A 15,086-nucleotide genomic window follows, 5' to 3' on the forward strand; every position below is an offset into this window, starting at 1 on the left:
TTGCTGGCGGAGAAAGGGTTTCATCGCGGAGGCGGGTGCGGGTGCGGGGGAAGGGGGCGGGCGGGGCCGGCCGGAGCCGGGGAGGGGACCGCGCTGCAATTGCCTGTGGCAAGTGCGTGCTGCAAGTGCGTGCTGCATTTACGCACGGCACTTGCGCGCGGCATGGGACGGCGCGGGCCGCCCCGAGGCAGCGCCGCTAACCCTCTTTGCGAAGGAAGAAGTGCTCGATCGCGCCCATGGCACGCTGGCGCGTGACCTCGTCGCCCGCGCGCAGCTCGGCGAGGGCGCCGTGCAGCATCTTTTGCGTGAGGCCGCGGGAGAGGGCGTCGAGCACCACCTCCACATCGTCGCCACGCGCCAGCAGCTTGCGCGCGCGGGCGAGTTCGGCCTCGCGCCACTCGTCGGCCTGGGCATGCAGCTGGCGGATCATGGGCACCGCGCGGCGCTGGTCGAGCCAGTGCAGGAAGTTCTGAACCCCGGCGTCGACGATGGCCTCAGCCTGAGCCACGGCCGCTTGCCGGTGCGCTTGGCCGGTTTGCACCACATGCGCCAGGTCGTCTACGGTGTAGAGGTAAATGTCCTCCAACGCCTTGACCTCGGGCTCGATGTCGCGTGGCACGGCCAGGTCGACCATGAAAATGGGCCGGCGCTTGCGTTGCTTGAGCGCCCGCTCGACCGCCCCCAGGCCGATGATCGGCAGCTGGCTGGCGGTGGAAGACACCACCACATCAAATTCGTGCAGGCGTGTGGGCAGGTCGGCCAGCCGGAGCACCTGGCCGCCAAAGCGGGAGGCGAGCTTCTCGCCGCGCTCGAGGGTGCGGTTGGCGATGGTGATCGACTTGGGGTTTTTGGCCGCGAAATGCGTGGCCGCCAGCTCGATCATTTCGCCAGCGCCGACAAAGAGCACCCTCAGGCGGGTGAAGTCTTCGAACAGCTGGCCGGCCAGTCGCACCGCCGCAGCGGACATGCTGATGGAGTGCGCGCCAATCTCGGTCGCGGTACGCACTTCCTTGGCAACGGCAAAGGAGCGCTGGAACAACTGGTTGAGGGTGCTGCCCAGAGTGCCGGCTTCGTCGGCGACGCGGACCGCGTCCTTGAGTTGGCCCAGGATCTGGGCCTCACCCAGCACCATGGAGTCCAGGCCGCTGGCGACGCGGAAGGCATGGCGGGCGACCCGACCGTCTTCCAGGGTGTAGGCGTGAGAGCGAAGTTCAGCGGGAGACACGCCGCCCGAGCGGGCCAGCCAGTCGATGGTGGCGTCCATGGCCGCCTGTTCGGCGGCCAGGTAGATTTCGGTGCGGTTGCAGGTGGACAGCAGCGCCGCTTCAGGGGGTTGGCTGCTGCTCGCCAGATTGGTCCGCAGGGCGTGCAGGGTGGGGGCCACCTGGTCAATGGCAAAGGCGAAGCGCCCGCGCATATCGAGCGGCGCTGTCGTGTGATTGATGCCTAGGGCCCAGACCGCCATGGCCAGATTATAAAATTTGTCATCCATGGGTCCAATCGATTTGATCGTCCACCTGGCCGGATTTGTTGCTCCGGCGCTCGCTTTGGGCCTTTTCATGGCGCTGGTGGGCCCTTCCTTGCCGGGTGGTGCTGCCCTGAAGTACTCCTTTTGGATGCGTGCGGGAATTTTGGTGCTCGTGGGCGTTGTTGCCCTGGGCGCTGGCCTGTGGGGTTTCGGCCGGGATGGCAAGATGGCCAGCTACGGTCTGTTGTTGGTGGCGGTAGCCACCGTCCAATGGCTGATGGTCGGGGGCTGGCGTCGCTGAAGAACTGCCTCCCGCGCTCCTGGCCACTTCATCGCCATGCCACTGCTGAAGCCCGCTTCTGACTCAAACACCTGGCCCGAACGACCAGCCCGAACGACCGGCCAGAAGTTCCAGCCGGAACGATCAGCCCGAACGATCTGCAACCCCGCTACTTGAGAGCCGCCCGCCGCCCGCTGCCCATCACCATGCTGTTCCTGCTGTCGCCCGCCAAGTCCCTGGACTACACCTCCCCCATCCCAGAGGTGCCACACACCTTGCCGCAGTTCCTGCCGCAATCGAAGGAACTGATCGCCACCCTGCGCGAGAAGTCCCCGCAGCAGATCGCCTCGCTCATGGACCTGAGCGACAAGCTCGCCAGCCTCAACGCTGCGCGCTACCAAGCCTGGTCGCCCCGATTCACCGCCAAGAACGCCCGGCAGGCGATCCTGGCCTTTGACGGCGACGTCTACGATGGCCTGCAGGCGCGCCAGCTCTCGGCCCCCGACCTGGAATGGGCGCAGGACCATCTGGCTATCTTGAGCGGCCTCTACGGTGTGCTGCGGCCGCTGGACTGGATGCAGCCCTATCGGCTGGAGATGGGCACCGCGCTCCCCGTGGGGGAGGGCTCCAACCTGTACCAGTTCTGGGGCCGACGTCTTGCAGACCATCTCAACGCGCAGCTCGCGGGCGAGAAGGCGCCCGTCATCGTCAACCTGGCGTCGCAGGAGTACTTCAAGTCGGTGGACCGCAAGGCGCTCCAGGCGCGGGTGATTGAATGCGTGTTCGAGGACTGGAGCGCAGGCAAGTACAAGATCGTGAGCTTTTTCGCCAAGAAGGCGCGCGGCCTCATGGCCCGCTACGCGATCAGCCATCGCGTCAACACGCCCCGCAAGCTCGAGGCCTTCAACCTCGAGGGCTATGCCTTCGAACCGGCAGCTTCCGAGCCCGACCGCCTGGTGTTTCGCCGCAAGGCGGCCGCGTGAGCCACCCAGGGCAATCCGTCATGTCGACACCCGAACAATCCTTGCTGGGAAAGCCGGCCGCCTACGGCGACCAGTACGACCCCACGCTGCTCTTTCCGATCCCGCGGGCCACTAAGCGCGCCGAGCTGGGCCTCTCGGGTCAGCCGCCTTTTTTTGGCGCCGACCTGTGGACAGCCTACGAGCTGTCTTGGCTCACCCCGCGCGGCAAGCCGCAGGTGGCAATTGCCCATGTGACCGTGCCTTGTGAAACACCGCACATCGTCGAGAGCAAGTCCTTCAAGCTGTACCTCAACAGCTTCAGCAACACGCCCTTTCCGTCCCTGGACGCGGTGCGCGAGCGCCTGCGCGCCGACCTGACCGAGGCGGTCTGGCGCGGCCAGACCCCAGGCGCTTCGGTGGGCGTACGCATGCTGTTGCCAGAGGACTTTGGCCGCGAGCGCATTGCCGAACTAGAGGGCCTCTGCCTGGACCGGCTCGACATCGACTGCGACCGCTACACCCCTGCGCCCGAGTACCTCACCGCCGCCTTTCACGAGGCGCCGGTGGCGGAGACCCTCACCAGCCACCTGCTCAAAAGCAACTGCCTGGTCACCGGCCAGCCCGATTGGGGCAGTGTGCAGGTTCACTACAGCGGACCGCAAATCGACCAGGGTGGTCTGCTGCGCTACCTGGTGAGTTTTCGCAACCACAACGAGTTCCACGAGCAGTGCGTGGAGCGCATCTTCATGGACATCTGGCGCCAGTGCCGCCCGATCAAGCTCAGTGTCTATGCCCGCTACACCCGTCGCGGCGGCCTCGACATCAATCCCTGGCGCACCAGTCACCCCGGGGCCCTGCCGCCCCACCAGCGGACGGCTCGCCAGTAAGGAGCTAGAGCGCGTTGCCTCAGCGCGCGTTTTCGAGGAACCAGTATCGGCGCCTCCGCGTCGAGGAGATGGTGCCCGTGATGCCACTGGCCTCGATGGCGGACTCTTTTGCATTGGGTCCGCCGATGCGGAAGTCCACTGCGCGCTCGAGCGTCTCGCCCGTGGTCGGGTCGCGGTACTGCACGAGAGCGGTGCCGGCCACCACGCTGGGTGCCAGCCCGCCGCCACGGATGTTGGCCGATGTGGCGGCTTTGCAAAGTACCGGCGCGGCGTAGGACGTGGCCTGGCCCAGGTTGGCCGCGCAGCTGTTGGCGGCAGGCCGCGTGGGCCGGTGGGTGGCGAAATAGGTCACGCCACCCACGGTGGTGGGCGCATTGACCACCTTCTCGCCATTGACGCCATCCAGCGAGATGTAGCAGCCGCGGGTTGAGGCCAGCCCGGAGGCAACGTCGACCAGATCGCCTGGCACCAGTGGCGTCACCGCTCCCGTGGGCGTGCCCTTGGTGAGGCGGGTGTCGATCAGCGTGAAGAAACGGTCGTTGGAGGTTGTCGACAGCGGCTTTTCGCGGTCGCCCGAGCCCGCCAGCACCGCAGCGAAGGTGCGGTTCAGAACCACATCGGGCGAGTAGAAAAACTTGCGCACCGGGCTGCTCGTGCCGCCAAGCGTGGCGAAGGCGTACATGCCCCAGTCGTCCGTGCCGGCGAGCACGCCACCCGTCGTCTCCTTCTCGAAATCGAGGCGGTAGATGTTGCCGCCAACGTCGGCAGCATAGGCGCGGTCAATATAGCCGTCGTAGTCGGCGTCGACCAGGGCCACGTCGGCCGCCACGCTGCGGCTGGTGTCAAACCGCCGCAGCACCGCGCCGGTGAAGGCGTCGAGCACCAGTACCGCATTGCCCATGGTGGTGGTGCCTGGTGTCGGCTGGTCCTCGGCGACGTTGTCGTAGCCGGCACCCATCACGATCACCGGGTCGGTCCGGCCCTTGAGCCGGGCCACCCGGGGCTCAGACCAGGTCTGTCCGAGGACGGGCAGGTTGGCGCTGGTGTGCTTCCACAGGTACACCGGGCTCGACGGGGTGGTCACGTCCAGCGCATACAGTTCGCGCCCGCCCCGGCGCATGCCCACGAAAAGAATCACCCGGTCGCTGGTGCCGGCGGTATTGAGGCGCTGGTAGATGCCGATCGGGCCGTCGACGAAGTAGTCGCGCGGTGTGGGGGCGGTCGTCCCTGGCTGGGTCGGCACCACCGTGGTCGAAAGCCGGATTTCTGGCGCGTTGTCCCGCAGCCGCTTGAGACGTGCGAGGTGCTCGCTCGGGATGAAGGACCAGAGTTCGTCGCCTGCGCCGGTGCCCGAGGCGTTGCCATTGACCGCCCGCAGCATGCCGTCGTTGCTGCCGTAGAACACCACCACCCCGGTGCTGCCGCCGTAATTGACGACGGCCGGACGCGAGTGCAGCACGTCTCCGTGGATGGAGGGGCGTACCGTGGTCGTGCCCCCGGGGCCGGTTTCGTCGCCGGCGTTGTCGGTACCCCGCACCCAGTTGATCAGGGCGGTGCGGGCGGCAGCGCTCGCCGCGCCCAGGGTGGCGGCGGTGAGGCTGGCGTTGCCGTCGACAAACTGGTGGGCGCTGCTGGTGGCGAGGGTGATGGGGGAGGTCGGTTGGGCCGCGCAGCCCAGGCAAGTGAACACCTTGCGCGTGGTCTGGCTGGTGGCATAGGTCAGCCGCTGGCGCTGGGCTGCGCCGCCTTTCTCGACCACCTCGCCGTCGGGCCGGTCGGAGGTGGAGGCGGGGGTGCCCATGGCCTGATTGACCCAGAAGTTGCTGTCGGCCGTCCAGTACGAGGCGGCGTTGGGCGAGATGAAGCCAGTCGTCCCCGTGACGGCGTCCTCGCCTGCGGCGTCGACCAGTCGGACGCTGCCGTCCAGCGGGTTGTAGTCAAAGCGGTACTGCTTGAGGTTGCCGCGCCAGCGGGGCCGGGCTTCCTGGTCGGGCCGGAACATGCCGAGGAACACCTGGTTCTGGTAGGTGCCCCGGGTGGTCATGCTCACCGGCAGGCTGGCCGAGGTGAACACGCTGTTCACCGCCTGGATCTGGTTGAAGATCCGCTGCAAGGCGTCGACGATCCGGCCGCCATTGTTGACCGTGGAGTCGATATTGAAATACTGGCCGCCACTTCGGTTGGCCATGCTCGTGAGAAGCGCCGACCAGCCTGGCCCCTGGCCGTTGGTGACCGGGTCGATGTCCAGCGTGTAAGTGGTGATGCCTTGGGGCGAGGCCCGCATGAACCGTGCCCATTCGTCCGCCATGTTCGACTGCGAGCCGGAGGGTGACAGGCCGGTGATGTCGGCCGGTCGGGTCATGCCCATCGCCGTGTACGCGGCACTCAGCGCGGTGGAGGCGGCGGACGAGTCGGAGGCGTTGTCCTGTGCCGAGCCGTTGCTCACATAGATGATGTAGTTGCGCCCGCAGTTGGTCACGGTGGGGCCGTTGTACCGGGTGGCGTTCACCGCATCCAGCGCATTGCCGGTCATGGCATAGATGGCGTTCGACTGCGAGCTGCCGGAGGTGTTGCCCCGGTAGTCGGTCTTTGTCTTGGTCCTACCGGAAACCGCATTGCGGCTGGCGAAGTAGTACCAAGCCTCGGCCATGGACAGGGCGGCCTTGCCGTTGTTGGAGCGGTCGCCGGAGGCGCTCAAGCTGGTCACCAGGGACCGCAGCCGCTGCTTGTAGGTGTCGTCCAGCGGGCGAATTGCGGCCCGCACGTAGCCGCCGTCGGCGCCGGTGTTGCCCGAGCCGGTCTCGGTGAACATCATCAAGCCCACATTGAATTGGTTGGAGGGCAAGGCCGCGATCGTGTCACCGACCGCTGTCATTTCGCGCGCGAACATGGACGACCAGTTCGCGGTGTTGTCCATGATGATCAGGACATTGGCCGCGCCGGCCGACGTGGTCTGCCCGGCGTACAGGTCGATATCGCTCGTGTACTGCGAGGCCGCAGGGACGGCGCTGAGCGCGGCGAGCAGGGACAGGCCCACTCCCAGGATTTGGTGGATCAGGCGTCGCATGGTGTCGTCCTTCTCTGGGTCTTCACTTGCACAGATTGATCGCGTCGGACTGAACCATCCGCAGCGCCGCACCTTGGTTGACCGCGACCTTGGCGCCGCTTCGGGCGTCGACCACTTCGGCGCGGATGTTCCATTCGGTGTCGGCGCACAGCGAGTTGTCGGCCAGCTTCCCGGCCTCTCCCGGGGTAGGCATTTGCATACCGGGCATCGACACCGTACCTGAGCGGATGCAGGCCGCGTCGCTTGCGGTGCCTGGATCGAGCTCACTGTTCTTGACGATACGTACCCGGTAGCAAGTTGGCGTGGGTGTGATGCGCACCGTATAGCTGACGCTGCCGGTGTTCACCACGATGGGCGCGGAGGCGGCCAGGGTGGGGTTGCGCGCGAAGGTGTCGGAGCTGATGGTCTGCTCAATGGCCACCTGCGCAGCGGCCTCGCCCTCGCTGCGCGCCTGCATATTGCCGACGATGCGCAAATTAGTGGTGGACCCGAGGAAGGCGTTGATCGCCAGCAGCGCCAGCAGCACCAGGAAGACCAGCACCACCACGAGGCTGGCGCCACCCTCGCGGCGGTGCATTGAATTTTTGTGCGGCGTCATGGCGTCTCCCGCAGGCCTGCCACCGACTGCAGCCGAACGGTGGTGGTGCCCACGCGCCGCTTGAACGCATCACTGGATGCCGGCACGAGATAGGGGTTGCTGCCTTGCAGCCCCAGGTTGTACGAGCGGGCGTCCAAATAGCCGGGGGTGGCCTCGGTGCTGCGCGAGAGCACGGTGAGTCGGGCTCCCACCACATTGCCCCAGCCGGCCAGTGCCGCCGCCTGGGACTCCGCCAAGCTCGAGGCGCCGGCCAGGCCAAGCCATTGATCGGGAACGCCGTCGCCGCTGGTGTCAAAGCCGTAGTCGAAGGCCACCTGCTCGATGCCCTCGGCCAGGGGCACTGACACCATGCCACTGTCTCGAAGCTCCAGCCGCTTGAGGGTGGGAATGCCGTCGCCCGTGCCTGCGCACTCGCTGCAGCGGGCCAGATAGTAGATTCGAACGAGGAAGCGCCGGACCAGATTGGGGTTGCCATCGCGGTCTCGCAGCACCAGCCCGGTGCCGCTGGCAGTGGCCAAGAAGGGCGCGACGTCGTCCAGAAAGTGGGAGGCTTGCAACACGAGCGTCCCCACCGGCGCGGCGCTGGCGGCCAGGGGGGTGGTGTCGAGCCGGCGCAGCACCATGACCGGTGTGCCGGTCTTCCAGTCTGCGGGGAGACAGCCCAAGGCGGCGGCCTCGCTGGCGGTGTAGCCCCGTAGCGGCAGGGGCAGGGTGGTCGGGCTGCCGGCGGCATGGGTGGCGTTGAGGCTGGCGGCCAGCACGCCAGCCGCGGCGCAGGGCGAGGCGCTGTCGACGAAACCACTGGCCGCCGCGGTGCCGAAATAGCCCGCCATGGACAGGTCTTCGGCCAGCAGGTCGAGGGCGTGGCGGGCATTCTCGATATGCCGCATCGACTTTTCGAGTTCGGCCGCCGATCGGCTGGCGTTGGCGAACATCAGTGCCATCCCGGCCACCACCATCATGCCCAACGCCAGGCCCACCATCAGCTCGACCAGGCTCACCCCGGCTTGCCGCCAGGGCGCGTGGCGACCTTGCCCCGGGCGCCTCACAACAGGCTCCCGATACGCACCACGGTGCTCACTCCGCGGCGCAGACTGGGGTCCGGAAAAGCGGTCGCGTCGTCACTTCCGCAGGTCAGTGGCGTGGCGGCGGTGCGCTGCACCCCCTGCCAGACCAGGGACACCAGCAGCTCTCCCGCGTTGCCCGTGGCGCTGATGCAGCCGCGCACCCGCGCCAGTTCAGCGCCGGGTTGGCCCATCGCCTGGCGAACCAGGGCGTGCCATTCGCACACGTCGGTGTTGGCCAGGTCGAAGGCGCCAGCGGCGAAGCCCGGCACCGCACCGGCAGGGGGGGCTGGCGGCACCGTGCAGACCCCGTTGACCCCAACCGCGTCGCGCAGGTAGTAGTCCTTGACCGCGCCCGTCCGGTTCAGGGTAATCCGCTCGGCCATGTCTTGCACCAGGGCCATGCCCTGGGCCCGCTGGTAGCCCTCGAGGCTACTGATCGCGGTACGCGCCTGCAGGCCGATGAAGCCCAGCACGCCGAAGGCCACCACCAGCAGGGCTACCAGGGCCTCGACCAGGGCCGCGCCGCGCTGCCGCTGCGGCGATGGCGGGTGCATTGGAGGCGGGCAGCGTGTCGTCATGGGCTGCAGGCGGTGGACAGGCTCTTGGGGCGGCCCGAAGGATCCAAGACGATGCAGCGCTCGCTGCCGCGGCCATCGCTCAGGCCAAACTTGATCGGGCTGTCAGCACTCACCATGCCGCGGGCGTCAAAGCTCACGGCCGTTGGCGCGGTGAGCACCTGGAGCGAGCCCCCGATCGGGTTGCGCTGGACCAGCAGGTCGCCATTGGCGGCGGTCAGGCGCCAGCCGCTGCGCCAGTCGCTGCCGCTGGCGGGCAGCAGTTGCACCCCACCGACCCGCTTGAGCGATTCACTGCGTGCCAGGGTGAGGTCACTCATGAGGTCGTAGCTGGCAGACCGCAGCCGCTGGCGGGCGACAAACTGGTCCATGGCGGGTGCGACCAGGCCCAGCACCAGGGCAGACAGCGCCATCACCACCATCAGCTCGAGGAGGGTGAAGCCCTGCTGGGTCCGGCCGGTGGGCGCAGCGGCGCGGGGCCTGGGCTGCGCCCGCAGGCGGGGCTGGAGCGTTGCTGGGGCTGGCATAGGAAGTTGCCGCGCGGTGGGTCGAGGTTCACCAACAGCCGATGGGCTGCCGCACGTTCGCCTCATTGAGGGTCAGTGTGCCGCAGCTGTCCAGGGCCTGGTTGCCCAGCGGGGTGGCGGCCACTGTAAAACTTGGTACATCGCCAGTGCCGACGCTGAGTTCGATCTGGTAGTAGGCGGTGACCGAGGGCGTCAGGGTGGCCCGGGTGTCGGCCAGGCTGGCGGCATAGGCCCGCGAATCCAGCAGGATTTGCTGCTGCCGCGCCGCAACATCCATCAGGGCTTGCTGGGCCTCCGCCCGGCGGGACTTGCGCAGGTGGCTGCTGTAGGAGGGGTAAGCGACCGCAGCCAGAATGCCAATGATGGCCACCACGATCATCAGCTCGATCAGGGTGAACCCATTTGGACGCCGCGAGGCGCGGGGGTACGTGGGTGGGGGCATCGATTACATCCTTGAGGCCAGGGCCGGTACTGCTCTTCCTTGGAATGTAGCCGATTTGAATTAATCAGAGTCAAATTTCCGATCTTTTGGTGTTGCATCCGGAAACATCTCCAGGGTCTGTGGCCCGGTCTCTGGCGGGCTTGGGCGGACCTCAGAGGGCGGCAGATCCCCGGCAGGGACTAGCTTGCCCACCCGAACTCCCAGCAGGCGCAGCCGGCGATCGAGGTCGACTCGCTTGAGGCTTTGGCCGGCAGCCTGTCGGATCACCCGGGGGTCGTCGGTGTAGTGGTCCAGGGTCAGGTCGCGGGTGGCGGTACGAAAGTCGTCGTAGCGCAGCTTGATGCCGATGGTGCGGCCCACATAGCCCTTGCGCCGCAGGTCGGCCGCTACCCGCTCGCACAGGTCGGTGAACACGGCGCCGAGCGCCTCCCGGTCGCGGACGGCGTGCAGGTCTCGCTCGAAGGTGGTCTCCCGGCTCATGGACACCGGTTCGCTTTCGGTCACCACCGGCCGCTCGTCGCGCCCCCAGGCGGCGTCGTGCAGCCAGGCGCCGTAGCTGCGTCCGAAATGCTCGACCAGCCATTCGCGGCTTTGCCCGGCGATGTCGCCCACGGTGCGCAGGCCGGACTTCTCCAGCTTGGCGTCGGCCTTGGGACCCACGCCGTTGATCTTGCGCGCCGCCAGCGGCCAGATTAGCGTCTGCAAGTCCGCCTCGTGGACGATGGAGATGCCATTGGGCTTGTTGAACTCGCTGGCCATCTTGGCGATCAGCTTGTTGGGGGCAACGCCGATGGAGCAGGTCAGACCGGTGCGCTCCTGGATGCACTTCTGGATCAGGCGTGCGAGCACCCGGCCGCCCTCCCGCTGGCCGCCGGGGACCTCGGTGAAGTCGATGTAGACCTCGTCGATGCCTCGGTCCTCCATCAGCGGCGCGATCTCCCGGATGGTCTCCTTGAAGGCCCGCGAAAGCCGGCGCACTTCGTCGAAGTCCACCGGCAGCACGATGGCCTCGGGGCACAGGCGTGCCGCCTTCATCATGCCCATCGCCGACCCCACGCCAAACTGGCGTGCGGCGTAGGTGGCGGTGGTGATGACGCCGCGGCCCACATAGTCCTTCAGTCGCGGGAAGGCAGCCACCGGGATTTCGTGCGCAGGCAGGCCGGGATGGCTGGCGTGCAGCAGGTCGTCGGCCTTGCGGCGGCCGCCGCCGATGATCATCGGCAGGCCCTTGAGTTGCGGGTACCGCAGCAACTCGACGGACGCGAAGAAAGCGTCCATGTCGAGGTGGGCTATTCGGCGCATATTCGGCGCAAACCGGGCGGGCGGCTCATGCTGCCAATTGTCGCGCCGCTGCTGCGCCATCGGCTACGATTCGAGAGCGGTGGCTCGGCTACCCAAAAAGGCTGGGCGGACTGGCGCCGCGCCAGCCACAAAGACAACGAAACTGGAGACAAGCATGCAACTCACCTTCTTCTCCCCTACCCGTCGCCGCCTCGGTCTCGTGGCGGCCGGCTCTCTGGCCGGACTGCTCGCAGCGCTCTTGGCTGCGCCTGCCGCCGCCCAGACCCAAAGCGGCACCATCCGCTTCATCTTGCCCAATGCCACCGGCTCGGGCGTGGACGCCATTGCACGCGCCGCTCAGCCCGCGCTGGCCAAGGCGCTGGGTGCCAACGTGGTGGTGGAAAACCAGGCCGGTGCCGGTGGCGTGGTGGGCCTGCAGGCGCTTACCAAGGCCGCACCTGACGGCAACACCCTGGCCATCGTTTCCAACAACGTGGTCATTTTCCCTAGCGTGCTCAAGTCGCTGCCGTTCGATATGCCGGGCGATTTCACCCCCATCGCCCTGATCGGCAGCACACCGCTGGTGCTGGTGGTCAATCCGGCCAAGGTACCGGCAACCAATTCGCGCGAGTTTCTCGCCCTGCTCAAGGCCAAGCCCGGCCAACTGAACTTCGGCTCTGGCGGCGCGGGCACCATCTTGCATCTGGCCGCCGAGATGGTGCTCGACGCCTCCGGCACCAGCGCCCGCCACATTCCCTACAAGGGCGTGGGTCCGATGGTGACCGACCTCCTGGGCGGCCAGATCGAGTTCGGCACCGCCGCCCTGCCCAGCGTGCAGCAGCACATCAAGTCGGGTGCCTTGCGCGCAATCGGCATGCTGTCGCCTCAGCGCACCGCGGCGGCTCCTGAGATCCCGACCCTGGCCGAACAGGGCCTGACCAACTTCTCTGCCGACGCCTGGTTTGCCATGCTCGGCCCCAAGGGCATGAGCCCGGCCCTGGTCAAACGCACCCAGGAAGCCGTGGTCGCCGCATTCAACGACCCGGTGGTCAAGGACACAATGGCCAAGCAGGGCAACACCATCAATGTGAGCACCCCCGAGCAGGCGCAGGTGGCCTTTCGCAGCGAGTTGGTTCGCTTTGGCAACCTGGTCAAGAAGGTGGGCCTGGAGCCTCAGTGAGCAGGTCCGCACTCACGTCAAAAAGCCCCGCATTGCGGGGCTTTTTCTTGGGCGTGCTGAAAGCCGTCCTGCGCTCAGGGGTCCGGCCAGCAGCCAGGCGCGCTCAGACCGGGAAGGTCCCGGGAAGCAGAACGTCCCTGTCGACCTTGCGCACATCTTTGCGGCCGCAGAAGGCCATGGTCAGGTCCAGCTCCTTGTGGATGATTTCCAGCGCCCGGGTCACGCCAGCCTCGCCCATCGCGCCCAGGCCGTAGAGGAAGGCGCGGCCGATATAGGTGCCCTTGGCGCCCAGGGCCAGGGCCTTGAGCACGTCCTGGCCGGAGCGGATGCCGCCGTCCAGGTGCACCTCGATTTTGTCGCCCACCGCATTCACGATGGACGGCAGCGCCGAGATGGAGGAGGGCGCGCCATCGAGCTGGCGGCCGCCGTGGTTGGAGACGATCAGGGCGTCAGCGCCGGATTGGGCGGCCAGCCGGGCGTCCTCCGCGTCCTGGATGCCCTTGAGAATGAGCTTGCCGCCCCAGCGACGCTTGATCCATTCGACGTCGTCCCAGGAGAGAGCCGGGTCGAACTGGCTGGCGGTCCAGTCCGACAGCGAGCTCATGTCGGCCACGCCCTTCACATGCCCGACGATGTTGCCGAACTGGCGGCGCTGCGTTCCCAGCATGCCCAAGCACCAGCGGGGCTTGGTGGCCAGGTTGATCAGGTTGGCCAGGGTCGGCTTGGGCGGTGCCGACAGGCCGTTCTTGATGTCCTTGTGCCGCTGCCCGAGGATCTGCAGGTCGAGGGTGAGCACCAGCGCCGAGCAGCCGGCGGCCTTGGCGCGTTCAATCAGGCGCTCGACGAAGTCGCGGTCACGCATCACATAAAGCTGGAACCAGAAGGGGTGTCCGCCGGTCCCCTCGGCCACATCCTCGATCGAGCAGATGCTCATGGTCGACAGGGTGAAGGGCACGCCGAACTTCTTGGCTGCGCGTGCAGCCAGAATCTCGCCGTCGGCATGCTGCATGCCGGTGAGGCCGGTGGGCGCAATCGCCACCGGCATGGCAACCTCCTGGCCAACCATCGTGCTGCGGGTGCTGCGGCCTTCCATGTTCACCGCCACCCTTTGGCGCAGCAAGATCTTGGCGAAGTCGCTGCTGTTGGCGCGGTAGGTGCCCTCGGTCCAGGAGCCGGAGTCGGCGTAGTCGTAGAACATGCGCGGCACGCGCTTTTTTGCCAGCAGGCGCAGCTCTTCGATGTTGGTGATCACGGGCATTTCGACCAGTCTCCTCGTCTTTTTTTCAATGTTAGCCGTCGCCGGCAGCGCCTGAAGGCCCTGCCGCGCCGGAGTGCTGCTCAGCCCAGGCGTGCCAGGTGCCTGGCCACCTGCGCCCGCACTTGGGCCGGCGCGGTGCCGCCCAAGGTGCTTCGGGCGTTGAGCGAGCCGCGCAGCGAGAGCACTTCGAACACGTCTTCATTGATGGCCGGATTGAATTCGCGGAGGTCTGCCAGAGACAGCTCGGACAGGTCCACCCCGCGGCCGCTGGCGGTCTTGACCGCATGCGCCACCACCTCGTGGGCATCGCGAAACGGCAGGCCTTTTTTCACCAGGTAATCGGCCAGGTCGGTGGCGGTGGCATAGCCCCTGCGGGCGGCGCGCTCCATCGCCTCGGGCACCACAGTGATGCCCTCAACCATCTGGGCAAAGATGCGCAGCGTGTCTTTCAAGGTGTCCACCGTGTCGAACAGCGGCTCCTTGTCTTCCTGGTTGTCCTTGTTGTAGGCCAGGGGCTGGCCCTTCATCAGGGTGATGAGGCCCATGAGATGGCCCACCACCCGGCCGGTCTTGCCACGCGCCAGCTCGGGCACGTCGGGGTTCTTCTTCTGCGGCATGATGGACGAGCCGGTGGTGAAGCGGTCGGCCAGGCGGATGAAGCCGAAGTTCTGCGACATCCACAAAATGAGTTCTTCGGACAAGCGCGAGATGTGCACCATGGCCAGCGAGGCGGCGGCGGTGAACTCGATCGCGAAGTCGCGGTCACTCACTGCGTCGAGCGAGTTCTGGCAAACGCCTTCCATACCCAGGCTGCGGGCCACCCGCTCGCGGTCCAACGGGTAGCTGGTGCCAGCCAGCGCGGCAGAGCCCAGGGGCAGGCGATTCACCCGTCCGCGCACATCGGCCATGCGCTCGGCGTCTCGCGCAAACATTTCCACATAGGCCAGCATGTGGTGGCCAAAGCTGACCGGCTGGGCCACCTGCAGGTGGGTAAAGCCCGGCAGGATGACATCGGCATGCTGGCTGGCGATGGTCACCAGGGCCTTTTGCAATTCGACCAGCAGGCCGGCGATGAGGTCGATCTCGCCGCGCAGCCACAGGCGCACGTCGGTGGCCACCTGGTCGTTACGGCTGCGGCCGGTGTGCAGCCGCTTGCCGGCGTCGCCCACCAGCTGGGTGAGGCGAGCCTCGATGTTCAGGTGTACGTCTTCGAGGTCGAGCTTCCATTCGAACTGACCCGCCTCGATCTCCTGGGTGATCTGCGCCATACCTTTCTGGATGGCGGCCAGGTCGGCGGCGGCGATGATGCCCTGGGCGGCCAGCATCTCGGCATGGGCCAGCGAGCCCTGGATGTCGGCCTGCCACAAGCGCTTATCAAAAAACACGCTGGAGGTGTAGCGCTTCACCAGATCGCTCATGGGCTCGGAAAAGAGCGCCGACCAGGCCTGGGATTTTTGATCGAGTTGGTTGTGCGACGACATAGGGGGCAAATTC

14 protein-coding genes are annotated in these 15,086 nt (G+C 66.9%); 4 read left to right on the forward strand and 10 right to left on the reverse strand.

Annotated features, from left to right (window positions below):
• Positions 1 to 196: 196 nt before the first annotated feature.
• Positions 197 to 1,465 (reverse strand): glutamyl-tRNA reductase, encoded by a 1,269-nt coding sequence (hemA, locus tag QE494_RS17225; protein ID WP_300045492.1) that lies wholly within the window; start codon positions 1,463 to 1,465, stop codon positions 197 to 199.
• Positions 1,466 to 1,490: 25 nt separating this feature from the next.
• Between hemA and QE494_RS17230 the strand changes: the two genes are divergently transcribed.
• The 3 genes from QE494_RS17230 (at position 1,491) to queF (ending at position 3,597) form a co-directional block, all read left to right on the forward strand.
• Positions 1,491 to 1,769 carry a hypothetical protein gene (locus QE494_RS17230; protein WP_300045411.1) on the forward strand — a complete coding sequence of 93 codons (279 nt, stop codon included), beginning with the start codon at positions 1,491 to 1,493 and terminating at the stop codon, positions 1,767 to 1,769.
• 185 nt (positions 1,770 to 1,954) lie between these two features.
• Entirely contained in the window at positions 1,955 to 2,731 is a 777-nt protein-coding gene (gene yaaA, locus QE494_RS17235) for a peroxide stress protein YaaA (protein ID WP_300045494.1), read from the forward strand.
• A 20-nt stretch (positions 2,732 to 2,751) separates the two neighbouring features.
• A complete protein-coding gene (gene queF / locus QE494_RS17240) occupies positions 2,752 to 3,597 on the forward strand; it encodes an NADPH-dependent 7-cyano-7-deazaguanine reductase QueF (RefSeq protein ID WP_300045414.1) in 846 nt (281 codons plus the stop codon).
• A gap of 19 nt (positions 3,598 to 3,616) precedes the next feature.
• Here queF and QE494_RS17245 read toward each other — a convergent pair whose 3' ends face one another.
• From QE494_RS17245 to QE494_RS17275, 7 genes are read right to left on the reverse strand one after another with little or no spacing between them, the layout of a single operon-like run.
• Positions 3,617 to 6,664, reverse strand: a complete 3,048-nt coding sequence (locus QE494_RS17245; protein WP_300045416.1) for a pilus assembly protein — start codon at positions 6,662 to 6,664, stop codon at positions 3,617 to 3,619.
• A 22-nt stretch (positions 6,665 to 6,686) separates the two neighbouring features.
• Positions 6,687 to 7,262 carry a hypothetical protein gene (locus QE494_RS17250; protein ID WP_300045418.1) on the reverse strand — a complete coding sequence of 192 codons (576 nt, stop codon included), beginning with the start codon at positions 7,260 to 7,262 and terminating at the stop codon, positions 6,687 to 6,689.
• A complete protein-coding gene (locus QE494_RS17255) occupies positions 7,259 to 8,311 on the reverse strand; it encodes a PilW family protein (RefSeq protein ID WP_300045421.1) in 1,053 nt (350 codons plus the stop codon). Before QE494_RS17255 ends, QE494_RS17250 begins: the two co-directional genes overlap by 4 nt.
• Positions 8,308 to 8,907, reverse strand: a complete 600-nt coding sequence (gene pilV, locus QE494_RS17260; protein ID WP_300045423.1) for a type IV pilus modification protein PilV — start codon at positions 8,905 to 8,907, stop codon at positions 8,308 to 8,310. Before pilV ends, QE494_RS17255 begins: the two co-directional genes overlap by 4 nt.
• Positions 8,904 to 9,431, reverse strand: coding sequence for a GspH/FimT family pseudopilin (locus QE494_RS17265; protein ID WP_300045425.1), 528 nt, complete (start codon positions 9,429 to 9,431; stop codon positions 8,904 to 8,906). Before QE494_RS17265 ends, pilV begins: the two co-directional genes overlap by 4 nt.
• Positions 9,432 to 9,459: 28 nt before the next feature.
• Entirely contained in the window at positions 9,460 to 9,873 is a 414-nt protein-coding gene (locus tag QE494_RS17270; RefSeq protein WP_300045428.1) for a type IV pilin protein, read from the reverse strand.
• Between the two features lie 60 nt (positions 9,874 to 9,933).
• On the reverse strand, positions 9,934 to 11,175 hold the full coding sequence (locus QE494_RS17275) for a DNA polymerase IV (RefSeq protein WP_300045431.1): 1,242 nt from the start codon (positions 11,173 to 11,175) through the stop codon (positions 9,934 to 9,936).
• Positions 11,176 to 11,329: 154 nt separating this feature from the next.
• Between QE494_RS17275 and QE494_RS17280 the strand changes: the two genes are divergently transcribed.
• Positions 11,330 to 12,334, forward strand: coding sequence for a tripartite tricarboxylate transporter substrate binding protein (locus QE494_RS17280; RefSeq protein ID WP_300045433.1), 1,005 nt, complete (start codon positions 11,330 to 11,332; stop codon positions 12,332 to 12,334).
• Between the two features lie 103 nt (positions 12,335 to 12,437).
• On the opposite strand, the gene QE494_RS17285 is transcribed toward QE494_RS17280, so the two are convergent.
• A complete protein-coding gene (locus QE494_RS17285; protein WP_300045435.1) occupies positions 12,438 to 13,592 on the reverse strand; it encodes an alpha-hydroxy acid oxidase in 1,155 nt (384 codons plus the stop codon).
• An 80-nt stretch (positions 13,593 to 13,672) separates the two neighbouring features.
• A complete protein-coding gene (gene argH / locus QE494_RS17290) occupies positions 13,673 to 15,073 on the reverse strand; it encodes an argininosuccinate lyase (protein ID WP_300045437.1) in 1,401 nt (466 codons plus the stop codon).
• Positions 15,074 to 15,086: the final 13 nt, after the last annotated feature.

The organism is Ramlibacter sp. (genome assembly GCF_029866045.1).
Taxonomy (GTDB): domain Bacteria; phylum Pseudomonadota; class Gammaproteobacteria; order Burkholderiales; family Burkholderiaceae_C; genus Ramlibacter.